Genomic DNA, 22,889 nt, shown 5'->3' with positions numbered 1-22,889 from the left:
GGCTGGCCGGATCGGGAAAAAGGCCAGTTTGCCAGCCCCCGCAGGAGCTGGCAAACGGCCGGTCATGGTCCTCGATTCAAAACGGTTCAGACGCTTTTGCTGCTGGCATCCGTCGCCGGCTGGAACTGGCCGATCATCCGCAGCGCATCCAGCATCCGCTGGTTGAAGCTGGTGAAGCTGCCCACCTGGGCCGGATCGCTCTGGCCACGGGCCGCCAGCACCGCCGGCGTCAACGCCTGCTGCTGGGATGCCGGCAGCAGAGAATCCGCTTGCTGCTGCACCTGATCCAGCTTGGGCAGGTAGTCCGCCAGCGGCTTGAGCATCTCCTGCAGAGAGTGCGCCCCCTGATAGGTCTGGCTCAGCTTGAGGCTCTGCTTGAGCTTGAGCGAATAGGAGGCCAGCTGGCTATCATCCAGCTTCAGCTCGCCCGCCTTCTTCAACAGGTCGTCGAAATTGCCGGAGAAGAAGTTGCCGGCCAGATCGTCGATCCCCTTGACCAGCTTGCCGATAGAGTCCATCTCCTCGCTGCTCAGGTTGCCCTCCAGCGAGAAGCTGAAGCTCTGGCTCGACTTGAGGCTGAACTGGCTGCCGCTGTCATCCTTCTGGGACTTGGTCTGCCAGCTGTCGTTGAAACGCAGCACCACCTTGTCGCCATCCTTGGTCTGGATCTCCAGCGAGCCCTGCTGGCGGCTGGCCATCTCGGCCTGGCCCATGTCGGTGGTGGAGACCTTGCCGAAGAACTCCTTCTCGAACTGATCGAGCCCCTCCTGGATCAGCTTGTAGCTCTGATCCATGCCGGTCTTGATGTCTTCGTTGTCCGCCCAGTCGCCGAGCTGCTTCCTGGCATCGCCAAAGCCCTTGTCCACTCCCTTACGGGCCTGCTCCATCATGCCGGTCAGGCTGTCGTCCGACTTGCCGTCGGCCCGGGCAGCCCCCAGCCGGCCGGTGACAAACTGCAGTACGTTGTCGGCCACCGACTGAAAGTCGAACAGGGTATCCGGGGTCACCGCCTCCGGCTGATCCTGCGCCTTGGGCGCCTTGTAGCCCTGGCCATTGATCTCCAGCGCGAACTGCAGCGCCTGCTGCACCAGCACCTGCGCCCATTTCGGCGCCTTGTGCAACGAGACTTCATCCCCGTTGTTTACCGGCTTCGAGTCCGCCTGCTGGGGCGATTTGGGAGCAACACCCACTCCCTTGGGTTGGGCCGCGCCCACTCCGTCGATCTGCATAATGTGTCCTCCCACCATGCCTGTAGATCAGCTATCGGCCTGACTGCACACTTCTTGACCACAAAATGCTGGACAATCTGCGGCGGCCTTTTAAAATCGGGCCCCTTTGGGTGGCTGCAGGCTTCCCCCGATTTCGACCCGGCCAGACCGGTGTGCATGTGAGGTAAATCATGACCCAATCCCAGCAGGTTTCCGCCGACCCGGCGCCCCTTCGAACCCCGGCCGACTACCAGGCCCAGCTCGACGAGAAGCGCGAGCGCCTCTGCGGGTTGTTTGCCGATTTCACCCTGCCTGCGCTGGAAGTGCACGCCTCCCCCGCCGAACACTACCGGATGCGCGCCGAGTTTCGCATCTGGCACGACGGTGACGACCTGTATCACTGCATGTATGCGCCGGCTACCAAGGAGATCATCCGGGTCGATCAGTTCCCCACCGCCAGCCGCCTCATCAACCAGCTGATGCCGGTGCTGCTGGAGGGGCTGCGCCCGCACCCCGTGCTGCGTCGCAAGCTGTTCCAGATCGACTACCTCTCCACCCAGTCCGGCCAGATCTGCGTCAGCCTGCTCTACCACCGCAAGCTGGAGAGCGAGTGGCAGCAGGCCGCCGAAGCGCTGCAGGCCGACCTGCGGGCCAAGGGATTCGAGCTGCAGCTGATTGGCCGTGCCCACAAGCAGAAGATCTGCCTGGGGGAGGTGTTCGTCATCGAACGGTTGAATGTGCAGGGCCGCGAGCTGGTCTACAAGCAGGTGGAGAACAGCTTCACCCAGCCCAACGCCGCCATCAACGAACAGATGCTGGGCTGGGCGCTGGACGTGACCAAGGGGAGCGAGGGCGACCTGCTGGAGCTCTACTGCGGCAACGGCAACTTCTCCATCGCCCTGGCGCAGAACTTCCGCAAAGTGCTGGCCACCGAGATCGCCAAGCCGAGCGTGGACTCCGCCCAGTTCAACATCGCCGCCAACGGCGTCGACAACCTGATCATCCTGCGCATGTCAGCCGAGGAGTTCACCATGGCGATGCGCGGCGAGCGGGAGTTCAACCGCCTCAAGGGGGTGGATCTCGGCGCTTACCAGTGCAACACCATCTTCGTCGACCCGCCCCGGGCCGGCCTCGACGACGCCACCGTCAAGCTGGTGCAGGATTACGACAACATCCTCTACATCTCCTGCAACCCCGAGACCCTGCAGGCCAACATGGCGGTGCTCGGCGAAACCCACGAGATCGCCCGCTTCGCCCTGTTCGATCAGTTCCCCTGGACTCACCATATGGAAGCCGGCGTCTATCTCAAGCGCAAAGTGAGCTGATGTCACAGGGGAGAGCACGTCGCCCTGTCCGAACCACTTCCCCCTGGGTTCACGACATGGAAGCCGGCGTCTATCTCAAGCGCAAGGCGGGTTGATGCCGCCGGGGTACAGCTCCCCGCTCGACCAGCAAAACAAGACAGGGCCCGCGGGCCCTGTTTGATTATTTAACCCTGTGCATGGGGCAGCCGGAGCCGCTATGCTGGCGGCACGCGCATCCGCGCCACAGTCTGGGTGTCATGCCACCATGCAACGCATTCTTTTTGTTGAAGATGATCCCGAGATAGGCCAGCTCATCAGCAGCTGGCTGGCCCGCCACGACATGGAAGTGCTGCTGGAGCCGAGAGGCGATCTGGCGCTGGCCAGGGTCGAGGCCGAGCAGCCGGACCTGGTGCTGCTCGACATCATGCTGCCGGGTCAGGATGGTCTCTCCCTGTGCCGGGATCTGCGCCCGCGCTTTGCCGGCCCCATCGTCATGCTCACCTCGCTGGACAGCGACATGAACCAGATCCTGAGCCTGGAGCTGGGCGCCAACGACTACATCCTCAAGACCACGCCGCCCCCCGTGCTGCTGGCCCGGCTGCGGGTCCAGTTCCGCCAGCAGGGGCAACAGGCCCCGCAGCCCGTGGTCGCCAGCACGCCGCCCCAGCGCCTGCAGTTCGGCCGATTGCAGATCGACGGGCCGGGCCGGGACGTGCGCCTCGACGGCGACAGCATTCCGCTCTCCACCGCCGATTTCGATCTCCTGTGGGAACTGGCCTGCCACGCCGGCCAGATCCTGGGGCGGGAGGCGCTGTTTCGCAGCCTGCGCGGTCGCGACTACGACGGCCAGGATCGCAGCATGGACGTGGCCATCTCCCGCCTGCGCCGCAAGCTGGGGGACGACACCAGCAACCCGACCCGCATCAAGACAGTACGCCAGAAGGGCTACCTGCTGGTGCCCCAGGCTTGGGAATAAGCCCCGCCGAATGACCTTGATGCTCCCTTCTCCCCTTGCGGGAGAAGGGTTGGGGATGAGGGGGCAACAAGGCAATGTCCAGACGTAATCCAGGCAAGAGGAGAACCCAATGCGCCGCCTGTTTATCCAGTTCTATCTGCTGCTGATCGGCTGTTTCACCCTGGCCATCCTGCTGGTCGGCATGGTCTATCAGGTCACCGCCGAGCGGGCGGGAGATCGCTATCTGGAGCGGATGATGCAGGGCTCCCTCGGCCTGCTCACCGGTGAGCTGGCCCGCTTGCCGCCGGAGCACTGGCCCGCCCGCATGGCGGAGCAGAGCCGCCAGCTCACCCTGCCGCTACAGATCGGCGCCCTCGCCAACCAGCCGCTGGCCAACGAGGATCAGGCCTTCCTGGAGGCCGGCAACATCGTCATCGTCGAGGAGGATGACACCTTCCTGCAGCGTATTCCGGGCACCGATCAGGTGCTGATCGTCGGCCCCGTCCCCTATCTCTCCTACCTGCACGAGCTGCACTGGGTCGACGTGGGGCTGCTGCTGGTCATCGGTCTCTCGCTGGGACTGCCGATCCTGCTCTGGCTGCGCCCGCACTGGCGCGGCCTGCAGCAGCTCGAACAGACCGCCCGCCGGGTCGGTGACGGCGATCTCTCCTGTCGCACCCGCTTGCCGCCCGGCAGCAGCCTCGGCCGGGTCGGCCGCACCTTCGACCAGATGACCGAGCAGCTGCAGGCCATGCTGGCCAGCCGCAAGCAGCTGACCGACGCCATTGCCCACGAGCTGCGCACCCCGCTGGTGCGGCTGCGCTACCGGCTCGCCATGCTGGATCCGGCGCCCTCGGCCGAGGAGCAGCAGGGGCTGGAGCGGGATCTCGGCGCGCTGGACGCCCTCATCGAGGAGATGCTCACCTACGCCAGACTCGATCGCCCCGAGCTGCCGCTGCAATGCAGCGAGTTGGAGCTCGGCAGCTGGGCCGGCAGCCGCCTCGCCGACTGGCAGGCGCTGCGGCCGGACAAGCGGCTCGACTTCGTGCGCCCGGCCATGGCCCTGCCCTGGCGCGGCGATACTCGCCTGCTGGATCGGGCGCTGGAGAACCTCATAGGCAACGCCCTGCGCCACGCCGCTGGCCGGGTCACCCTCAGCATGGTGCGTCAGCAGGATCACTATCTGCTGGAGGTGGCCGACGACGGCGCCGGTATCGATCCGGCGCTGGCACCGCAGATCTTCGAGCCCTTCGTGCGGCTGGATCAGAGCCGCGACCGACGCACCGGCGGCGCCGGGCTGGGGCTGGCCATCGTACGCAGCATCGCCCGCCACCACGGCGGCGAGGTGCAGCTGCTGCCGAGCAGCTGCGGTGCCCGTTTCTGCCTGATGCTGCCTGTACATTTGGATACAAACCGTCACCAGTCACTCACTGAACCGCAGGTCGAACAGCCCTAGGATGAAGTCATGGAGAAACGCTCCATGTCATCAACCCGAATGAGGAACTGGAATATGAACAAGCTGATCCCCCTGAGCCTGGCTGCTGTCTTCGCCCTGACCTCCGGCTTCACCATGGCTGCCACCCCGACCAAGGCTGCCGCTCCCCAGGCTACCCAGACCAAGGTCGTGAAAAAACACCACAAGGCTGCCCACGCCAAGGCGCCGGCCGTCAAGGTTGCTCCCAAGACCAAGTAATCGACCAACAAGCTTCCCGTAATAAAAAGGGGCCCCGACATGGGGCCCCTTCTGTTTTCTGCGCGCTTGCCTTGGCTCAGCCCAGCATATAGTCCGCCGGCAGGGCGATGCGGGCCACCCCGGATTCCACCGCTGCCAGTGCCACGGCACGGGCGACGCGCGGCAGCAGACGGGCATCCATCGGCTTGGGAATGACGTAGTCCTTGCCGAAGGCCAGCTCGCTGACGCCGGCGGCGGTCAGCACCTCGGCCGGTACCGGCTCTTTGGCCAGACCACGGATCGCCTCGACTGCGGCGATCTTCATGGCATCGTTGATGCGGCTGGCACGGGCGTCGAGGGCGCCGCGGAAGATGAAGGGGAAGCAGAGCACGTTGTTGATCTGGTTCGGATAGTCGGACCGACCGGTACCCATGATGAGATCCCCGCGCACTGCGTGAGCCAGCGCCGGCTTGATCTCGGGGTCCGGGTTGGAGCAGGCGAAGATCACCGGGTTTGGCGCCATCAGCGCCACCGCTTCGGCGGGCAGCACATCCGGACCGGAGACGCCGACGAACACATCCGCCCCGTCGATCACCTCCATCAGAGTGCGCAGGGGGGTGTCGTTGGCGAAGCGCTGCTTGTACTGGTTGAGATCGGTACGGCCGCTGTGGATGACGCCCTGACGATCCAGCATGAAGATGTTGTGGGGCTTGGCACCACACTTGATCAGCAGCTCCATGCAGGCGGTGGCGGCAGCCCCGGCGCCCATGCAGACGATGCGGCTGTCACCAATCTGCTTGCCCTGCACTTCCAGCGCGTTGAGCAGGCCGGCGGCGGTGACGATGGCGGTACCATGCTGATCATCGTGGAACACCGGGATGTCGCAGCGCTCGATCAGCGCCTGCTCGATCTCGAAGCACTCGGGAGCCTTGATGTCTTCCAGGTTGATGCCGCCGAAAGTGTCGGCGATGGCAGCAACGGTGTCGATGAACTGCGTGCTGGTCTCGTGCTTCACTTCGATGTCGATGGCGTCGATGCCGGCAAAGCGCTTGAACAGCAGGGCCTTGCCCTCCATCACCGGCTTGGAGGCCAGCGGCCCCAGATTGCCCAGTCCCAGGATGGCGGTGCCATTGGAGATGACGGCCACCAGGTTGCCCTTGCCGGTGTAACGGTAAGCATCGGCCGGGTTGGCGGCGATCTCGCGCACCGGCTCGGCGACGCCCGGGCTGTAGGCCAGCGCCAGATCGCGGGCGGTCTCGGCGGGCTTGGTGAGGGCGATGGCGATTTTGCCCGGCACGGGCTGGGCATGGTAATCGAGTGCTTGTTGACGAAGATCGTGACGCTGATCGGACATGGGGGACCCCGATACGGTAGTGAATTGAGTGGTGCATTGGCTCGCCCACGGGCGAGGGCTGGGGATCATAAAGAAAACCATCGGGCTTTCACAGAGGAAAGTATCGTCACCCAGCCACTGACAAGCCAGTAATTAGCATGTCATGCCAACCAAGAATACCCATTTAGTTATAGATATGGTTTCACCCCATCACCGGAATGCCGGCTTTCGCCTCCGCCTGTCTGGCGATCGCCTCCGTCATGCCCTGGAAGATGAAGAGGTGGAACGGCAGCATGGCGAGCCAGTAGGCCAGTCCCCAGGCCCCCTGTGGATGCCAGTGGGCCGTCACCTTGAGCCGGGTCAGCCCCGACTCCTCCGGCAGTATGTTGAACTCCAGCCGGCCGACGCCGGGGGCCCGCATGTTGAACAACAGATCCAGCCTGCGCCCCTCGTCCACCCCGAGGATCTGCCAGGAGTCCAGCATGTCCCCCTTCACGAAGCGATCCGGGTTGGTGCGGCCGCGGGTCAGCGCCGGGCCGCCGATCAGGTGATCCATCCATTCGCGCACCACCCACAGCTGGTTCATGTAGAAGTAGCGCTGCTCGCCCCCCAGCTGCTGTAGCACCTGCCACACCACCTCGGGCGAGGCGAGGCAGATGGCATCGCCGCTGGCGGTGCGGTCATAGAAACCGTACTCGGGATGGCGCCAGCGCAGGCCGAGCGGGGTCTCCTCCCCCTGCTGCTCGGCGCCCAGCTGCTGCTCCAGGGAGAGACTCTCGGCCAGCGCCTCGTCGAAGCTGAGCAGGGTTTGCGGCAGCAGGGCCCGCAGCGGGCCGTCGTCGGCCGGAATGTCGTGCTTGAGGCCGCCCACCAGCGCCTTGGCCACCGGCTGCGGCACCGAGGTGACAAACTGCAGCCACCAGGCGGAGAGGCGCGGGCTGAGAAACGGCAGCGGAATGATGGGGCAGCGCTTGCCGATGTGGGCGGCGAACTTCTGCAACTGCTGCTGATAGCTGAGCAGCTCGGGACCGGCGGCATTGAAGATCTGGCCGTCCACCCCGTCGGCCTCCACCAGCCCGCCCAAGTAGTGCAGCAGGTTGGAGAGCGCAATGGGCGGCGTACGCGAGCGCACCCACTTGGGCGTCACCATCATCGGCAGGTTGAACACCAGATCCCGCATCACCTCGAAGGCCGCGGAGCCGGGCCCCACTATGATGCCGGCGCGCAGCTCCACCGTCGGCACACCGGCGCTCCGAAACAGCTCGCCGCAATAACGGCGGGAGTTGAGGTGGCGGCTGTTGCACTGCGCCGGCTGGATGGCGCCCAGATAGATGATACGGCGTACCCCGGCGGCGCGGGCTGCGGCGGCGAAGTTCTTCACCCCCTGCTGCTCCAGCCGGTGGAAGTCGGCCCCCGCCCCCATGGCGTGCACCAGATAGAAGACGGTGTCGATGCCGGCCAGGGCGGGCAGCAGGGTAATCGGCTTGAGGCTGTCGGCAAGGCGAAACTCCACCCCGGGCGGCAGACGGCAGGGGCGCCGCGCCCCGGCAATCACCCGATAACCCAGTTCTTGCAGATGGGGCACCAGGTAAGAACCTATGTAGCCCGCCGCCCCCATCACCAGACAATCACGCATCTGCACACTCCCTGTCTTGCCCATGTTACCGCCCCTCATCTTCGCCCCTGTTCCCGCAAAGGGAGAAAGGAGAGTCCCACCATAGGGCAAAGCGGGCCGTTACAGAACGCCGACCAATAAAAAAGGCGCCCATTAGGCGCCTTTTTCAGAATTCTTCAGAAGTAGAATTACTTCTTGGTGGTCATCGCACCGAAACGCTTGTTGAACTTGTCTACGCGGCCGCCGCTAGAAACTTCTTTCTGCTTGCCGGTATAGAACGGGTGGCACTCGGAGCACACGTCCAGGTTCAGATCTTTACCCAGGGTAGAGAAGGTGTTGATGACGTTACCGCAAGAGCACTTGGCGGTGATGGCTACGTAGTCAGGATGGATACCAGCTTTCATGGACAACCTCAATTATCAGGCCGTGTCGCTATCCGATCTTCTGTCGGACACCACACGATTGTTGAACACAGTTTCAAAGGCTGCGAATAATATAGGAAATGCCTGAGTTCAGGCAAGTGGCTTCGCAGAAAAAATAGGCAATCTCTGGTGAATTCTTCCCAAACGCTGGATCTGGTTCGTGTGGCTGTGCCGGTGCCGTTACGCCGTCACTTTGACTATCTCTCCCCCCTGCCTTTGCCTACCCCCGGCTGCCGGGTCGAGATCCCGTTCGGCCCGCAAACCCTGGTCGGGCTGGTGGTGGATCACCCGGCCGACAGCCAGGTGCCGCGCAACAAGCTCAAGCCGATCAAACGCGTGCTTGATGGCGCTCCCGTGCTGGGGCCCGACATTCTGGCGCTGATGAACTGGAGCGCCAGCTACTACCAGCATCCTCTGGGAGAGGTACTGCCCCACGCCCTGCCGGTGCTGGTGCGCAAGGGGGAGCCCGCCGCCTACCGCGAGCTGGAATTCTGGTTCGCCACCGAAGCCGGCATGGCGGTCGATCTCAACGAGCTCAAGCGTGCAGCCAAGCAGCAGCAGGCGCTCGCCTTGCTGCGCAAGGGGCCACAGACCCCCTCCGCCCTCAAGCAGGAGGAGATCCAGAGTGCTGCCCTCACCGCGCTGGAGAAGAAGGGGCTGCTGGAGAAGCGTTCGCTGGAGCCGAGCCATGACGGCGACTGGGTCGCTCGCTTCGAGCCGGGCGAGGGGCTGCGCCTCAACGGCGAACAGGCGCTGGCGGTCTCCGCCATCACCAGCCAGAGCGACCAGTTTGGCGCCTTCCTGCTGGATGGCATCACCGGCTCCGGCAAGACCGAGGTTTACCTGAGCATCCTCGAGCCCCTGCTCAAGGCGGGCAAGCAGGCACTGGTGATGGTGCCCGAGATCGGCCTCACTCCGCAGACCATCAACCGCTTCCGGCGCCGCTTCAACGTGCCGGTGGTGGCGATGAACTCGGCCATGAACGATCGGGAGCGGCTCGACGCCTGGCTCGCCTGCCGCGACGGCGGTGCCGCCATCCTGATCGGCACCCGCTCCGCGGTGTTCACCCCGTTTCACAACCTCGGCATCATCATCATCGACGAAGAGCACGACGGCTCCTTCAAGCAGCAGGACGGTTTTCGCTACCATGCGCGGGATCTGGCGGTGATGCGGGCCCATCGCGCCGGCATCCCCATCCTGCTCGGCTCGGCCACCCCGTCGCTGGAGACATTGCACAACGCCCGCAGCGGCAAGTATCACCACCTCACTCTCACTCGCCGCGCCGGCAATGCCCAGACCGCCCGCCAGGTGATCCTGGATATCAAGAATGTGCGGCTGCAGGCTGGACTCTCCCCCCAGCTGGAGCAGCTGATGGCGGAACATCTGGCGGCGGGCAATCAGGTGATGCTGTTTCTCAACCGCCGTGGCTACGCCCCAGCTCTTATCTGCCACCAGTGCGGCTGGAGCGCCGCCTGCGAGCGCTGCGACGCCTGGTACACCTGGCACCAGGCCGGGCGGCGGCTGCACTGCCACCACTGCGACAGCGTGCGCCCGCTGCCCCACCACTGCCCCGAGTGTGGCAGCAACGAGCTCATCGGTTCAGGTGTGGGTACCGAGCAGCTGGAGCAGCTGCTCGGTACCCTGTTCCCGCACTATCCGGTGGTGCGCATCGATCGGGACAACACCCGTCGCAAGGGGGAGTTGGAGACCCACCTCGGCGACATCAAGGCGGGCAAGTACAAGATCCTGATCGGCACCCAGATGCTGGCCAAGGGCCACCACTTTCCGGATGTGACGTTAGTGGGGCTGCTGGATGTGGATGGCGCCCTGTTCAGTGCCGATTTTCGCGCCGCCGAGAAGCTGGCCCAGCTCTACACCCAGGTGGCGGGCCGCGCCGGTCGCGCCAGCAAGCCTGGGCTGGTGGTGCTGCAGAGCCACCATCCCGAGCACGCCCTGCTGCAGGATCTGACCCAGAACGGCTATGGCCACTTCGCCGACACGGCGCTGAAAGAGCGTCGCCTGCTGGGGCTGCCGCCGTTCAGCTATCAGGGGCTGTTTCGGGCCGAGGCCAACGGCCGCGACGAGGTGCAGTTGTTCCTCACCCGTCTCGCCGATACCCTGCGCAGCGCCCGTTATCCCCATGTTCAGGTGCTGGGGCCCATCAGCGGCTTCATGGAACGCAAGGCGGGCAAGTTTCGCATGCAGTTGCTGGTGCAGGGGCCGAACCGGGCGCCACTGGCCCAGCTGCTGGATTGGGCGGTGAAGGAGCTGGAGGGATGGCCCGAGACCAAGCGGGTACGCTGGAGCCTCGACATCGACCCCACCGAGCTGAACTGAGTCAGGCTCTTGTCGCTGATGGTGAAGCGGTCGCTGGCGCGCGGCGTCAGCGACCGGGTTTGCCATGCGGGTGCAGGGTTCAGACCCGCAGGTCGACCTGCTGCACCCAGCCGCCCTTGCCCTGCTCGGTCACATAGAGACCGGACTGGCGCAGTACCCCCTGATTGCCGCTTTCCCCCAGATGGTTGAAGGGGGTGTCGAGGGGATGCAGCAGGATGGCGCCGATCCCCAGCTCCACCAGGGCGATGGGGGACTGCTCCGGCTGCCAGAACTGCAGCGCCGAGAACTGGCTGTCCCGCTCGTCCAGCACCCCGTTGCCATCCTCATCCAGGGTCGCCAGCTCGCCAAAACCGTTGCCGGAGCGGGCCCCGAACAGCTCGCCGCCGTCATCTATGGTGCCGTTGCCGTTGCGATCCAGCGCCACGAAGCCGCTCCCTTCACTCAGGCCGGGCAGGCTGTCCGCCTTGCCATCCTGATCGATGTCGAACTTGACCCTGGCGTCGGTCAGGCCGGCTATCTTGCCGTCCAGGCTGAGCACCAGCGGATCCTTGAGGGCATTGAGGGTGGTGCGGCGCTGGCTGATGTCGAGCTGGCGCCAGTCCAGCACAAAACCCAGATCCAGCTGCAGAGTCTGGCCATCCTGGGTCTGCAAGTTCGCCGCCGCTACCACGTTGAGCTGCTCTTTTTGCAGCAGGCTGTCGGTCACCTCCACCAGCTGATCCGGCTCGGCGGCGGGCCGGGTCCCCTCACCCGTCGGCGCGGGGACTCCCTCCGCGCTCTGCTCGGCCGGCTTTATCGGGTCCGGCAGCTCTATCTCGTGGCCCAACATCGCCTCGATCATCAGCTTGATGAGCCGCTGGCGGTTGTCGAGCCCGTCGTTGGGAATGCCATCCTGTTCGCCCTTGTCGGTCTCGGCAGGCTTGGCGGGTGCCGGTGTCGGGGCGGCTGGCACCGGGCCGGCAGCAGTACGGCTGGCCATCTGCAGCGTCAGCAGGCTGCTGCGGGTGAAGGTGAGCTGGCTGCCACCGGCCGCCGCTGGCGTCGAGTCCGCCGGCGCCGTGGCAGGGGACTGCGCCTGGCTGGCAGCCGGCACGGGGCCGAGCCGGCGCACCTTGCGGGCCTGCGCCTGTTGTTGCTGGTATTGCACCTCCCCCTGGAGGTCGTAGTGATCGATGCGCATATCTTCGCCCTCGGCGCCATACATCTGGTCAGTTATCGACCAGCTGTCGATGGGGGCTTAACACCGATTGGCTATATCAGGGGGCAGTCACCTCGCCGTTGGCACATAACAGCGCCAATGCCAACGACCTTGCCTGCACCAGCGCCAGCGGTTGCTGATAGCTGTGCGCCATCACCACGGCCCCCTCCAGCAACAAGCAGATGCCGGTGGCTTGCGTCTGGTCGCAGTCGAGCCTGGTGCAGACCCAGTCCAGCAGCGCCTGCTTGTGTGCCACTACCAGCTTGCGCACCGGATGGCGGGGATCGGCAAACTCGGCGCTGGCGTTGATGAAGTTGCAACCATAGAAGTCGCTGCGGGCAAACCACTCCCCGAAGCCGTCGAACAGGGCATGCAGGCGGCTCTCCCGCCCTTCCAGCCCCTGTTGACGCTCTTCCAGCAGGGCGAAGAACTCCCGCTCACGGGACTGCAGCACCTCCTCGATCAGGGCGTCCTTGGTGGGAAAATGACGATATAGGGTACGTTTGGTGCTACCGGCCTCCGCCCAGATACGATCTATACCGGTGGCGTGAAAGCCATGGCGGTTGAACAGACGATAGGCCGTCTCCATCAGTTGCTGCCGCTTTTCGCTCATCGTGTTTTTCTCCTTGAAGTACACCGATCTGTCTACATAATGTGCCTAATCACGGCTGACAAACCAAGAAGGAAAGCGTGATGAGAAGATGGTATGGCCCGTTGTGGGCAGGAGTGGGGGCGGCACTGGCGATAGGAGTGCTGGGCGGGTTGAACATCAGCTGGCATGGCGCCCTGATCATGGCGCCCTTCGGGGCCAGCTGCGTGTTGCTGTTTTCCCTGCCGACGAGCCCGCTGGCACGGCCGTGGAATGTGCTCGGCGGCCATCTGCTGACGGCCGCCGTCGGCTTGCTGGTACAGACTCTGCCCCTGCCACTGGTAGCGCAACTAGCCCTGGGGGTGGGACTGGCCATCACGCTGATGCAGGGGTTGAATCTGATCCACCCGCCCGCCGGCGCCAACCCCCTGCTGGTGTTGATGACGGGGCAGCAATGGCCCTTTCTGTGGCACACGGTACTGCCCGGCGCTCTGTTGCTGATCCTGCTGGGATACGGTTTCCAGAGGGTCAAATGGCGGCTTGGCACCGGTTAAACAGAAAAGGGAGGCCTAGGCCTCCCTTTTCATTCAGCAGACAGTCGTGGTCATTGCGCCTGCTGGGAGACCCCTTCCAGCCGCACTTCCACCCGCCGATCCGGTGCCAGACAGGCGATCAGCGCCGGTTTGGAGCCGCTGTTGCAGTTGTTGCCGGTGATCGGAGAAGACTTGCCGCGCCCCTCGACCCGTACCTTGTCGGCAAACAGTCCCTTGGCGATCAGGTAGTCGGCGACGCTGCGGGCGCGCTGCTCGGAGAGCGCCTGGTTGTAGGCGTCGGAGCCGATGCGATCGGTGTGGCCGATCACGGTCGCCACCCCGTCTTTCGGATTGGCCGCCACTATCTGGCTGAACAGGTTGTCGAGCGCCTGGCTGGCAGCCGGCTTCAGGGTCGCCTTGTTGAATTCGAACAGCACATCCGAGCTCAGGCTGAAGGTCTTGGGCACCACCACCACGGCGGGAGCAGGCGCCGCAGCCGGGGCCGGTGCGGGCGCCGCCACTTCGCCGCCCTGCTGGCCGAAGCGATAGAGCATGGCAAACGCCAGCATGCCGTTGTCCATCTCGATGCCGGCACGATCGAGGGAAGTATCCCCGAGCGGGGTGGTGTACTGGTATTCGAGGCGGGCGGCCCAGTCACGGTCGATGGCGTATTCGGCCCCCAGCGCGCCGACGAACACGGCGCCATGCTTGTTGCCGGTATCCTTGATGAAGTCGGTGGCCGTCTGGGCCGACAGTTCGCTGTTGGTCCAGGCGTAACCACCGCCGATCCGGCCATAGAGATCCAGCGCATCGTTGACCGGGAACCCTATCTTCATGGTGGTCTGGATCATCTGGCTCTTGGCTTCCCCTTCCACCCTCACCCCGCTCAATTCGCCGGACGAGGTGTACTTGCCGAACCAGTCATAGCCGAATTCGAAGCCCAGGTTGGGGTTGAGCTGATAACCGGCAAAGGCGCCCAGCCCGAGCGTATCCTTGCTGGTGCTGGTGTTCTGCAGCGCCCCCAGGGTGTCGGAGACGACCTGCTTCTGATCCACGTCGAAGAACTTGGACCAGCCGGCCTTGCCGCCGGCGTACCAGGTGTTGTCCTGAGCGGCAGCCTGCACGGCCCCGCTGACGAGCAGGCCGCTGACCAGCACGGCAAGTAACGATTTGTTCATGGTGAAAGCCTCTGCAGTGAGTCGTGATGGGCGCTCTTGCGCCTCTCTTCCCTGATGGGGCAAACCCGGCCCCGTCCATCAGGTTATCCCATCTGCTGCCAGCCTCAAATGACTTGGGACTCAAGAGTGTGAAGCGCCCGGCATTCCCGGCAGGAAAACGCCCCATGCAGGGGGTATCTGCGGATGTGCCGGTCAGCGCCATGAAAAAGGGAGGCCAATGGCCTCCCTTTTGTTGCTTGCAACCCACCTAGCTGGCCAGAAACAGCCGGTAGGCGGGATCGTCGCTCACCTCTTTCCAGCCGTAGCCAATCTCGTGCAGGTAGTCGTGGAAGGCGGCCACGTCCTCATCCGGCAGCTCGAAGGCACAGAGCACCCGGCCGTAGTCGGCACCGTGGTTGCGGTAGTGGAACAGGCTGATGTTCCAGCGACAGCCCAGGGTCTCCAGAAAGCGCATCAGGGCGCCCGGTTGCTCCGGAAACTTGAAGCTGTAAAGGCGTTCACCGAGGGGCCGGGCCGGGCGGCCGCCAATCATGTAGCGCACGTGGTTCTTGGCCAGCTCGCTCTCGGTCATGTTGACCACCGGATAGCCGTTGCCACCGAGCTGATCGATGATCTGGCCCAGCTCCTCGTCACCGCCGGTGAGGCGCACCGAGACGAACAGCGACGCCTGCTCGGCATCCGCATAGCGGTAGTTGAACTCGGTCACCATGCGCGGTCCAAGCTGACGGCAGAAGTCGAGGAAGGCCCCCTTGCGCTCGGGGATGGTCACCGCCAGCATGCCCTCGCGCTTCTCGCCGATCTCGCAACGCTCCGACACGTAACGCAAGCTGTGGAAGTTGACGTTGGCGCCGGAGAGAATGGCCGCCATCCGCCCCCCCTTGACCTGCTCCCGCTCGCTGTAGGCCTTGAGGCCCGCCAAGGACAGGGCCCCCGACGGCTCGGCGATGGCGCGGCAGTCGTCGAAGATGTCTTTCAGCGCGGCGCAGATCTGGTCGTTGGAGACGGTCACCACTTCGTCCAGATACTGGTTGCACAATCGGAAGGTCTCCTCGCCGATGCGCTTGACCGCCACCCCGTCCGCAAACAGCGAGACCCGCTCCAGATTGACCGGCTCACCGGCCGCCAGCGCGGCCTTGAGGCAGGCGGAGCCCTCCGCTTCCACCCCGATCACCTTCACATCCGGCAGCAGCTGCTTGATGTAGACCGCCACCCCGGCGGCCAACCCGCCGCCCCCCACCGGCACGAACACGTGGGTGAGGTGGGTATCCTGCTCCAGCAGCTCCTTGCCGATGGTGCCCTGGCCGGCGATCACCTCGACGTCGTCAAACGGCGGGATCAGGGTGTAGCCCTCCAACTCGGCGAGGCGGCGGCTCTCGCCGTAGGCCTCATCGAAGCTGTTGCCAAACAGCATGACGTTGCCGCCCTGCCGGCGCACCGCGTCGATCTTGATGTCCGGCGTGGTCTTGGGCATCACGATGATCGCCTTGATGCCGAGCTTGGCGGCCGACAGGGCGACCCCCTGGGCGTGGTTGCCGGCGGAGGCGGCGATGACGCCGCGCTCCTTCTGCTCCTCGGTCAGGGTGGCGATCTTGTGGTAGGCGCCTCGCAGCTTGAAGGAGTGGACCGGTTGCAGATCCTCCCGCTTCAGGCTGACGTGATTGCCGAGCCGCTCGGAGAGTTTCTTCAGGGTTTGTAAAGGGGTAACCCGCGCCGCCTCGTAGACGGGTGAGAGCAGCACCTTGCGTAGATAATCCGCCGCAGAGACCATGGTTTATTCCCCCAACAGGGTGCGATCGCGCACCGCGCCCTTGTCGGCACTGGTGGCGAACATGGCGTAGGCGCGCAGGGCAAAGGAGACCTGACGCTGGCGATCGAGCGGCTTCCAGCCCCGAGCCTCGACGGCGACGCGGCGGGCAGCCAGCACGCTGTCGGCCACCTCCAGCACCATGCTGCGGGCCGGGATGTCGATGTTGATGATGTCGCCATCTTCCACCAGACCGATAGTGCCGCCGGAGGCCGCCTCCGGCGAGACATGGCCGATGGAGAGACCCGAGGTGCCGCCGGAGAAGCGGCCGTCTGTGATCAGGGCACACGCCTTGCCGAGCCCCATGGACTTCAGATAGGTGGTGGGGTAGAGCATCTCCTGCATGCCTGGGCCGCCTTTCGGGCCCTCGTAGCGGATCACCACCACTTCACCGGCCTTGACGGTGCCATCCAGAATGCCCGCAACCGCCGTGTCCTGGCTCTCGAATACCCGGGCCGGGCCGCGGAAGGTGAGGTTCTCCTCATCCACCCCGGCGGTCTTGACGATGGCACCGTTCAGCGCTAGGTTGCCGGCGAGCACGGCCAGGCCCCCTTCCAGGCTGTAGGCGTTGTCCAGCGAGCGGATGCAGCCTTCGGCTCTGTCCAGATCCAGCTCCGGCCAGCGGCAATCCTGGCTGAACGCCTTGGTGGTGCGGATGCCGGCAGGCCCTGCGCGGTAGAAGTCCACCACCTCCTGACTCGGCTGACGGCTGACGTCATATTCGGCCAGCAGCTCCACCAGCGAGGTCCCCAGCACGTTGCGGGTATCCCCGTGCACCAGGCCCGCTTTTTCCAGCTGACCCAGGATGGCGACCACACCGCCGGCGCGGTGCACGTCTTCCATATGGTATTTCTGGGTGGAGGGCGCCACCTTGCACAGCTGGGGCACCTTGCGCGACATGCGGTCGATGTCGGCCATGGTGAAGTCGACGCCCGCCTCCTGGGCCGCCGCCAGCAGGTGCAGCACGGTATTGGTGGAACCGCCCATGGCGATGTCGAGCGCCATGGCGTTCTCGAACGCCGCCTTGGTGGCGATGTTGCGCGGCAGGGCCGAGGCATCGTCCTGCTCGTACCAGCGCTTGGCCAGAGTGACGATGCGCTGGCCTGCCAGCTTGAACAGCTGCTCGCGATCGGCGTGGGTCGCCAGCAGGGAACCGTTGCCCGGCTGGGAGAGGCCCAGCGCCTCGGTCAGACAGTTCATGGAGTTGGCGGTGAACATGCCGGAGCAGGAGCCGCAGGTGGGGCAGGCACTGCGCTCCACCTGTTCGCTCTGGGCGTCGGAGACCTTGGGGTCGGCGCCCTGGATCATGGCGTCCACCAGATCCAGCTTGATGATCTGGTCGGAGAGCTTGGTCTTGCCCGCTTCCATGGGGCCGCCGGATACGAAGATCACCGGGATGTTGATGCGCAGGGCGGCCATCAGCATCCCCGGGGTGATCTTGTCGCAGTTGGAGATGCAGACCATGGCGTCGGCGCAGTGGGCGTTGACCATGTACTCCACCGAGTCGGCGATAAGCTCGCGCGATGGCAGGGAGTAGAGCATGCCACCGTGGCCCATGGCGATGCCGTCATCCACGGCGATGGTGTTGAACTCCTTGGCCACCCCGCCGGCGGCTTCGATCTCACGCGCCACCAGCTGGCCCAGATCCTTGAGGTGGACGTGGCCCGGCACGAACTGGGTGAAGGAGTTGACCACGGCGATGATGGGCTTGCCGAAATCCTGATCGGTCATGCCGGTGGCACGCCAGAGGGCGCGGGCCCCGGCCATGTTACGTCCGTGGGTGGTGGTGGCGGATCTCAACTTCGGCATTGTCTCTACTCCCTGAATGCCCAGCGGGCTCATTATCTTTGGAAATGAAAAAGTGACTCTCGGATCGGGAATCGATCCTGGTGAGGGCACCGCGCAGTGCCCTCACCGGAAGCGACTCGGGGAGGCACATCGCCTCCCCTCATTTGTCAGTCAGCCACCGGGGTCAACCAGCCCCACTTGTCTTCGGTCTGGCCGTTGAACAGGCCGAAGAAGGCGTTCTGCAGCTGCTCGGTCACCGGGCCGCGGCAACCGGCGCCCACCTGCATCCGATCGACGGAGCGCACCGGGGTCACTTCGGCGGCGGTGCCGGTCATGAAGATCTCGTCTGCGACATACAGGGCCTCACGGGGCAACGCCTGCTCGCGCACCTCGTATCCCAAGTCACGGGCCAGCGTCATGATGGTGTCGCGGGTGATGCCGGGCAGAATGGCCGCGGTAGCGGGCGGGGTAAACAGCACGCCGTTCTTCACCAGGAACAGGTTCTCTCCCGCCCCTTCGCTCAGGTAACCGTTCACGTCCAGCGCCAGCCCCTCGGCGAAGCCGTTGCGCTTGGCCTCGCGACTGATCAGCTGGGAGGAGAGATAGTTGCCGCCCGCCTTGGCGCCGGTGGGAATGGTGTTGGGAGCGAGCCGGTTCCAGGAGGTGACGCATACATCCACCCCGTTCTTCAGTCCCTCTTCCCCCAGATAGGCGCCCCAGGGAATGGCCGCAACGATCACGTCGGCCTTGGCATCCTTAGGAGGATGCAGGCCAAGGCCCACGTTACCGATGAAAGCCAGCGGGCGCAGGTAGCCGCTTTTCAGGCCGTTCTCGCGCACCACGGTGCGGCAGGCTTCGTTGATCTCGGCCTCGTTGTAGGGAACCTCCATCCAGTAGATCTTGGCGGAGTCGAACAGGCGGCGGGTGTGCTCCTGCAAACGGAAGATGCAGGTCCCCTTTGGGGTGTCGTAGGCGCGAACCCCCTCAAACACCGAGGAGCCGTAGTGCAGGGCGTGGCTCATCACGTGCACCTGGGCATCCTGCCAAGGCACCAGTTTGCCGTTGAACCAGATGTATTGGGGATGAGTGGCGGATTGGGAAGGCTGTGACATTGGCTTGGCTCCTTAAGCTCTGATCCGGGGTTGCTGTTCCAGTGCATCGACCCGGGAGACGTCCACCAGCTTCACCAGCTGGCTCCACAACTGCTGGATGGGACGCACCGACTCGACAGTAACCGTGATCCGCAGTTGTTGGCAATCCTGCTCCATGTTGAGGGCGCAGAGGTTGAAACCGCGGTGACGCACCACCCGCAGCACCCGCTCCATCACTTCGGGTCTGGGCTGGGCATGGATTTGCAAGGTATTGAACTGACTCATGGGCGTTGCTCCATCATCTGGTGGTTGGCGACTCCTGGCGGAACCAGGGGCCAGACGTTTTCTTCCTCTGAAATGGCCACATGCAGCAGGTAGGCTCTCTCGCTGGCCAGCAGGCGATCGAGGGCTCCGGCTATCTGATCCTTGCATGTGATGGTTTCGCCGGGGATGCCGAAGGCGGCAGCCAGGGCGATGAAATCGGGGTTGTCGGAAAGGATGGTCTCGCTGTAACGGCCGTCGAAGAACAGCTCCTGCCACTGGCGCACCATGCCGAGGCGCTGGTTGTCCAACAGCACCATCTTCACCTTGAGCTGGGCCCGGCGGATGGTGCCAAGCTCCTGCACGTTCATCATGAAAGAACCGTCGCCGCTCACCAGCACCACCTCATCTTCGGGGCGCGACATCTTGGCGCCGATGGCGGCGGGCAGACCGAAGCCCATGGTGCCGAGACCAGCACTGGAGAGGTGGTTGCGCGGGCTAGTGAAGCGCATGTGTTGGGCCACCCACATCTGGTGCTGACCGACGTCGCAGGCCACCACGCTGCTCTCCGGCAACCTGGCAGAGAGCTGCTTGAGCAGCGCCGGAGCATAGATGGGCTGGCCGGGATGGTCGTAGCGGAAGGCGTACTCGCGGGCCATGTTCGCGCAGTGCTCACGCCAGGGCTCGATGGCCAACGTCATGGCGAGGTGCGGCAGCACCTGTTTCAGATCCTGGGTGATGCCCACTTCGGCGGCGCGGCGCTTGCCGAACTCGGCGGCGTCCACATCCAGGTGGATCACCTTGGCCTCGGGGGCGAACTCCTCCAGCTTGCCGGTCACCCGATCATCGAAACGGGCACCCACCACCAGCAGCAGGTCGCACTGCTGCACCGCATAGTTGGCGGCCTTGGTGCCGTGCATGCCAAGCATGCCCAGATAAACGGGGCTGTCGGGATCGAGCGCCCCTATCCCCTTGAGGGTGGTGACCGCAGGCATGCCGGTGGCGGCGGCAAACTCGCGCAGCTGCTGCTCGGCGTTGGCCATCCCCACCCCGCCGCCGACGTAGAGCACCGGGCGCTCGGCGGCGGCCAGCAGGGTGCGGGCGGCCGTCAGTTCGGCCTGGCTCAGATGCTCGGGCTCTGCCACCGCAAACAGCGGGCTCTGGGTTGGCACCTTGGCCAGTTGCACATCCTTGGGGAGATCGATCAGCACCGGGCCCGGGCGCCCTTCACTGGCGATGGCGAAGGCTTCGGCGATCACCTGCGGCAGATCGGCCACGTCAGTCACCATGAAGGAGTGCTTGGTGCAGGAGAGGGACATGCCGAGCACGTCGACCTCCTGAAACGCATCGGTCCCGACGGCGGCGCAAGGCACCTGACCGCTGATGGCCACCAGCGGCACCGAATCGAGCAGCGCCTCCGCGAGGCCAGTTACCAGGTTGGTAGCGCCGGGGCCGGAAGTGGCGATGCAGACCCCCACCTGACCGGAGGCGCGGGCATAACCCACCGCCGCCATGGCGGCACCCTGCTCATGGCGACAGAGCTGATGGGCCAGGCCACCGTCATACAGGGCATCGTAGACCGGCATGATGGCCCCGCCCGGGTAACCAAACACCTGAGTCACACCCTGTTGCTTGAGAGCCTGTACCAAAAACTGCGCGCCGTTCATCTGGAAAATCCTGTCCTGTGGTCGAAAAAAAACCCCCGAGCTGTGAGGCTCGGGGGTCGCTTGTTTCGTTCTGTCCGGTGGTGGGTCTATCCCTTGTTCCGTGCAGCTAAACGAGCCCCGAGCGGTGAGATAATAATCACCACTAGGACCACAATAATGCTGACGAAACGGGAGGCCATGTTCATAGTTACAACCGGAAATCCTGTGAAATTGGGCGGTTTTTACCGCGAATGGCTATTAGAACTAGCACGGTGATTTTTATTGGGCAAGCGTTTTTTTTCCTGACAAGACTCTGATTTTGACTGAGTCCGAACGCGTCGATTGGAACAAAAAACTAATAAAAAACGGTTAACCCGCACATACATCAAACCAAGGACGGGATTTATGTCATTAGCTGTGGTTTATAGCCGTGCCAGCTTGGGTGTCGCGGCCCCGCAAGTGACGGTGGAGGTGCACCTCTCCAACGGTTTGCCCGCCTTCAACATGGTGGGCCTGCCGGAAACCTCGGTGAAGGAGTCGCGGGATCGGGTGCGCAGCGCCCTGCTCAACGGCAATTTCGAGTTCCCGAGCAAACACATCACGGTCAATCTGGCCCCCGCCGATCTGCCCAAGGAGGGGGGCCGTTTCGATCTGGCCATCGCCATCGGCATTCTCGCCGCTTCCAAGCAGATACCCGCAAAATACCTGCTCGATCACGAATTTTTAGGGGAGTTGGCCCTGACCGGCGAGATCCGTCCCGTGCTCGGGGTGCTGCCCGCCGTGCTCGCCTGCCGGGATGCGGGGCGCACCCTGCTGGTACCGCGAGAGAATGGCCCCGAAGCCTCGCTGATCCAGGATGCCGAAGTGCGCACCGCCCATCAGCTGCTGGCAGTCACCGCCTGGCTGGCAGGCCAGTACGAGCTGCCGCTGCCGGATCCCCAGACCACGGATACCCTGCCCGAAGTGCCGGACCTGCAGGACGTGATCGGCCAGTCCCAGGCCAAACGGGCGCTGGAGATCGCCGCCGCCGGCAGCCACAACCTGTTGTTCATCGGCCCGCCCGGCACCGGCAAGAGCATGCTGGCCAGCCGCTTGCCCGGTATCTTGCCACCCCTTAGCGAACAGGAGGCACAGCAGACCGCCGCCATCCACTCCATCGGCGGCCTCACCCCGCGCGCCGGTCACTGGCACCACAGGCCCTATCGCACACCGCACCACAGTGCCTCGGCAGTGGCGCTGGTGGGGGGTGGCAGCCACCCAAGGCCCGGCGAAATATCCCTGGCCCACAACGGCGTACTGTTTCTGGATGAACTGCCCGAGTTCGAGCGCAAGGTGCTCGACTCCCTGCGCGAGCCGCTGGAGACCGGCCACATCACCATCAGCCGGGCCGCCCGCCAGGTCGATTTCCCCGCCCGCTTCCAGCTGGTGGGCGCCATGAACCCCAGCCCCTGCGGCCACTATGGCGATGGCCAGACCCGCTCCAGCCCGGACCAGATCCTGCGCTACCTCGGCAAGCTCTCCGGCCCCTTTCTCGACCGCTTCGACCTGACGGTGGAGGTGCCGCTGTTACCCAAAGGCAGCCTGACCGGCAAGGCGGAGCGGGGAGAGTCGAGCCAGCAGATCCGCGAACGGGTGCTGGGGGCACGGGAGCAGATGCTGAGCCGCAACGGCAAGCTCAACAATCTGCTTGATAGCCGTGAAATCGAAGAAATTTGCCGCTTATCGCCGCAGGATGCCGAGTTTCTGGAGAACGCCATCCAGAAGCTGGGGCTCAGCATCCGGGCCTGGCACCGCATCCTGCGGGTGTCGCGCACCATCGCAGATCTGGCAGGACGACAGGCCATCGAGAAGGAACACCTGATCGAGGCGCTCGGCTACCGGGCCATGGACCGGCTGCTGTCGCGGCTGCGCAGCGGCTGATACGGGGCAGGAGACGACCGCGATGGCCCTTTGCA

General features: G+C 64.5%; 19 protein-coding genes. 7 read left to right on the top strand and 12 right to left on the bottom strand.

Annotation, left to right across the window (positions count from 1 at the left end):
- Window positions 1–86: 86 nt before the first annotated feature.
- Window positions 87–1,229: a DUF5610 domain-containing protein gene (locus tag OKB87_RS15675; protein ID WP_270827945.1), complete on the bottom strand. Its 1,143-nt coding sequence runs from the start codon at window positions 1,227–1,229 to the stop codon at window positions 87–89.
- Window positions 1,230–1,399: 170 nt separating this feature from the next.
- On the opposite strand from OKB87_RS15675, the gene trmA reads away from it, so the two are divergent.
- From trmA to OKB87_RS15655, 4 genes are all read left to right on the top strand, one after another.
- Window positions 1,400–2,533, top strand: a complete 1,134-nt coding sequence (gene trmA / locus OKB87_RS15670; protein ID WP_270827944.1) for a tRNA (uridine(54)-C5)-methyltransferase TrmA — start codon at window positions 1,400–1,402, stop codon at window positions 2,531–2,533.
- Window positions 2,534–2,777: 244 nt separating this feature from the next.
- Window positions 2,778–3,488: a two-component system response regulator RstA gene (gene rstA, locus OKB87_RS15665; protein WP_026080319.1), complete on the top strand. Its 711-nt coding sequence runs from the start codon at window positions 2,778–2,780 to the stop codon at window positions 3,486–3,488.
- Between the two features lie 109 nt (window positions 3,489–3,597).
- Window positions 3,598–4,923: a two-component system sensor histidine kinase RstB gene (gene rstB, locus OKB87_RS15660; protein WP_103827651.1), complete on the top strand. Its 1,326-nt coding sequence runs from the start codon at window positions 3,598–3,600 to the stop codon at window positions 4,921–4,923.
- Between the two features lie 54 nt (window positions 4,924–4,977).
- Window positions 4,978–5,160 (top strand): hypothetical protein, encoded by a 183-nt coding sequence (locus tag OKB87_RS15655; protein ID WP_010635722.1) that lies wholly within the window; start codon window positions 4,978–4,980, stop codon window positions 5,158–5,160.
- Between the two features lie 76 nt (window positions 5,161–5,236).
- Here the strand turns inward: OKB87_RS15655 and OKB87_RS15650 are convergent, their stop codons facing one another.
- The 3 genes from OKB87_RS15650 to rpmE form a co-directional block, all read right to left on the bottom strand.
- Window positions 5,237–6,493: a malic enzyme-like NAD(P)-binding protein gene (locus OKB87_RS15650; RefSeq protein ID WP_270827942.1), complete on the bottom strand. Its 1,257-nt coding sequence runs from the start codon at window positions 6,491–6,493 to the stop codon at window positions 5,237–5,239.
- A 181-nt stretch (window positions 6,494–6,674) separates the two neighbouring features.
- Window positions 6,675–8,108 carry a DUF2867 domain-containing protein gene (locus OKB87_RS15645; RefSeq protein ID WP_162516707.1) on the bottom strand — a complete coding sequence of 478 codons (1,434 nt, stop codon included), beginning with the start codon at window positions 8,106–8,108 and terminating at the stop codon, window positions 6,675–6,677.
- 167 nt (window positions 8,109–8,275) lie between these two features.
- Window positions 8,276–8,491: a 50S ribosomal protein L31 gene (gene rpmE, locus OKB87_RS15640; protein ID WP_016352348.1), complete on the bottom strand. Its 216-nt coding sequence runs from the start codon at window positions 8,489–8,491 to the stop codon at window positions 8,276–8,278.
- 147 nt (window positions 8,492–8,638) lie between these two features.
- On the opposite strand from rpmE, the gene priA reads away from it, so the two are divergent.
- On the top strand, window positions 8,639–10,846 hold the full coding sequence (priA, locus tag OKB87_RS15635; RefSeq protein ID WP_270827939.1) for a primosomal protein N': 2,208 nt from the start codon (window positions 8,639–8,641) through the stop codon (window positions 10,844–10,846).
- 79 nt (window positions 10,847–10,925) lie between these two features.
- On the opposite strand, the gene OKB87_RS15630 is transcribed toward priA, so the two are convergent.
- Both OKB87_RS15630 and OKB87_RS15625 read right to left on the bottom strand, forming a co-directional pair.
- A complete protein-coding gene (locus OKB87_RS15630) occupies window positions 10,926–12,050 on the bottom strand; it encodes a hypothetical protein (RefSeq protein ID WP_270827938.1) in 1,125 nt (374 codons plus the stop codon).
- A gap of 52 nt (window positions 12,051–12,102) precedes the next feature.
- Window positions 12,103–12,657 carry a TetR/AcrR family transcriptional regulator gene (locus OKB87_RS15625; RefSeq protein ID WP_101149674.1) on the bottom strand — a complete coding sequence of 185 codons (555 nt, stop codon included), beginning with the start codon at window positions 12,655–12,657 and terminating at the stop codon, window positions 12,103–12,105.
- A gap of 80 nt (window positions 12,658–12,737) precedes the next feature.
- Between OKB87_RS15625 and OKB87_RS15620 the strand changes: the two genes are divergently transcribed.
- Window positions 12,738–13,187: an HPP family protein gene (locus tag OKB87_RS15620; protein WP_429076589.1), complete on the top strand. Its 450-nt coding sequence runs from the start codon at window positions 12,738–12,740 to the stop codon at window positions 13,185–13,187.
- Window positions 13,188–13,237: 50 nt separating this feature from the next.
- Here the strand turns inward: OKB87_RS15620 and ompA are convergent, their stop codons facing one another.
- From ompA to ilvG, 6 genes are all read right to left on the bottom strand, one after another.
- Window positions 13,238–14,344: a porin OmpA gene (gene ompA, locus OKB87_RS15615; RefSeq protein ID WP_270827937.1), complete on the bottom strand. Its 1,107-nt coding sequence runs from the start codon at window positions 14,342–14,344 to the stop codon at window positions 13,238–13,240.
- 247 nt (window positions 14,345–14,591) lie between these two features.
- Window positions 14,592–16,112: a threonine ammonia-lyase, biosynthetic gene (ilvA, locus tag OKB87_RS15610; RefSeq protein WP_029304971.1), complete on the bottom strand. Its 1,521-nt coding sequence runs from the start codon at window positions 16,110–16,112 to the stop codon at window positions 14,592–14,594.
- A 3-nt stretch (window positions 16,113–16,115) separates the two neighbouring features.
- Window positions 16,116–17,957 (bottom strand): dihydroxy-acid dehydratase, encoded by a 1,842-nt coding sequence (gene ilvD, locus OKB87_RS15605; RefSeq protein ID WP_016352352.1) that lies wholly within the window; start codon window positions 17,955–17,957, stop codon window positions 16,116–16,118.
- 146 nt (window positions 17,958–18,103) lie between these two features.
- On the bottom strand, window positions 18,104–19,048 hold the full coding sequence (locus tag OKB87_RS15600) for a branched-chain amino acid transaminase (RefSeq protein ID WP_010635712.1): 945 nt from the start codon (window positions 19,046–19,048) through the stop codon (window positions 18,104–18,106).
- Between the two features lie 12 nt (window positions 19,049–19,060).
- A complete protein-coding gene (gene ilvM / locus OKB87_RS15595; RefSeq protein ID WP_005306810.1) occupies window positions 19,061–19,312 on the bottom strand; it encodes an acetolactate synthase 2 small subunit in 252 nt (83 codons plus the stop codon).
- Window positions 19,309–20,955, bottom strand: coding sequence for an acetolactate synthase 2 catalytic subunit (gene ilvG, locus OKB87_RS15590; RefSeq protein WP_270827936.1), 1,647 nt, complete (start codon window positions 20,953–20,955; stop codon window positions 19,309–19,311). The genes ilvM and ilvG overlap by 4 nt, the downstream gene beginning before the upstream one ends.
- Window positions 20,956–21,339: 384 nt before the next feature.
- Here ilvG and OKB87_RS15585 point away from each other — a divergent pair, with 384 nt between their 5' ends.
- Window positions 21,340–22,854, top strand: coding sequence for a YifB family Mg chelatase-like AAA ATPase (locus tag OKB87_RS15585; RefSeq protein ID WP_270827934.1), 1,515 nt, complete (start codon window positions 21,340–21,342; stop codon window positions 22,852–22,854).
- Window positions 22,855–22,889 lie beyond the last annotated feature (35 nt).

The organism is Aeromonas sp. Y318-1 (assembly GCF_027706125.1).
Lineage (GTDB): Bacteria > Pseudomonadota > Gammaproteobacteria > Enterobacterales > Aeromonadaceae > Aeromonas > Aeromonas hydrophila.
Note: the sequence above shows the minus strand (reverse complement) of the source record. Positions and strands in the feature narration are given on the sequence as shown.

Bases quoted from the DNA above. Each gene is read 5' to 3' on its own strand.
- OKB87_RS15675 (WP_270827945.1), bottom strand. From the start codon at position 1,229: ATGCAGATCGACGGAGTGGGCGCGGCCCAACCCAAGGGAGTGGGTGTT.
- trmA (WP_270827944.1), top strand. From the start codon at position 1,400: ATGACCCAATCCCAGCAGGTTTCCGCCGACCCGGCGCCCCTTCGAACC.
- rstA (WP_026080319.1), top strand. From the start codon at position 2,778: ATGCAACGCATTCTTTTTGTTGAAGATGATCCCGAGATAGGCCAGCTC.
- rstB (WP_103827651.1), top strand. From the start codon at position 3,598: ATGCGCCGCCTGTTTATCCAGTTCTATCTGCTGCTGATCGGCTGTTTC.
- OKB87_RS15655 (WP_010635722.1), top strand. From the start codon at position 4,978: ATGAACAAGCTGATCCCCCTGAGCCTGGCTGCTGTCTTCGCCCTGACC.
- OKB87_RS15650 (WP_270827942.1), bottom strand. From the start codon at position 6,493: ATGTCCGATCAGCGTCACGATCTTCGTCAACAAGCACTCGATTACCAT.
- OKB87_RS15645 (WP_162516707.1), bottom strand. From the start codon at position 8,108: ATGCGTGATTGTCTGGTGATGGGGGCGGCGGGCTACATAGGTTCTTAC.
- rpmE (WP_016352348.1), bottom strand. From the start codon at position 8,491: ATGAAAGCTGGTATCCATCCTGACTACGTAGCCATCACCGCCAAGTGC.
- OKB87_RS15630 (WP_270827938.1), bottom strand. From the start codon at position 12,050: ATGTATGGCGCCGAGGGCGAAGATATGCGCATCGATCACTACGACCTC.
- OKB87_RS15625 (WP_101149674.1), bottom strand. From the start codon at position 12,657: ATGAGCGAAAAGCGGCAGCAACTGATGGAGACGGCCTATCGTCTGTTC.
- OKB87_RS15620 (WP_429076589.1), top strand. From the start codon at position 12,738: ATGAGAAGATGGTATGGCCCGTTGTGGGCAGGAGTGGGGGCGGCACTG.
- ompA (WP_270827937.1), bottom strand. From the start codon at position 14,344: ATGAACAAATCGTTACTTGCCGTGCTGGTCAGCGGCCTGCTCGTCAGC.
- ilvA (WP_029304971.1), bottom strand. From the start codon at position 16,112: ATGGTCTCTGCGGCGGATTATCTACGCAAGGTGCTGCTCTCACCCGTC.
- ilvD (WP_016352352.1), bottom strand. From the start codon at position 17,957: ATGCCGAAGTTGAGATCCGCCACCACCACCCACGGACGTAACATGGCC.
- OKB87_RS15600 (WP_010635712.1), bottom strand. From the start codon at position 19,048: ATGTCACAGCCTTCCCAATCCGCCACTCATCCCCAATACATCTGGTTC.
- ilvM (WP_005306810.1), bottom strand. From the start codon at position 19,312: ATGAGTCAGTTCAATACCTTGCAAATCCATGCCCAGCCCAGACCCGAA.
- ilvG (WP_270827936.1), bottom strand. From the start codon at position 20,955: ATGAACGGCGCGCAGTTTTTGGTACAGGCTCTCAAGCAACAGGGTGTG.
- OKB87_RS15585 (WP_270827934.1), top strand. From the start codon at position 21,340: ATGTCATTAGCTGTGGTTTATAGCCGTGCCAGCTTGGGTGTCGCGGCC.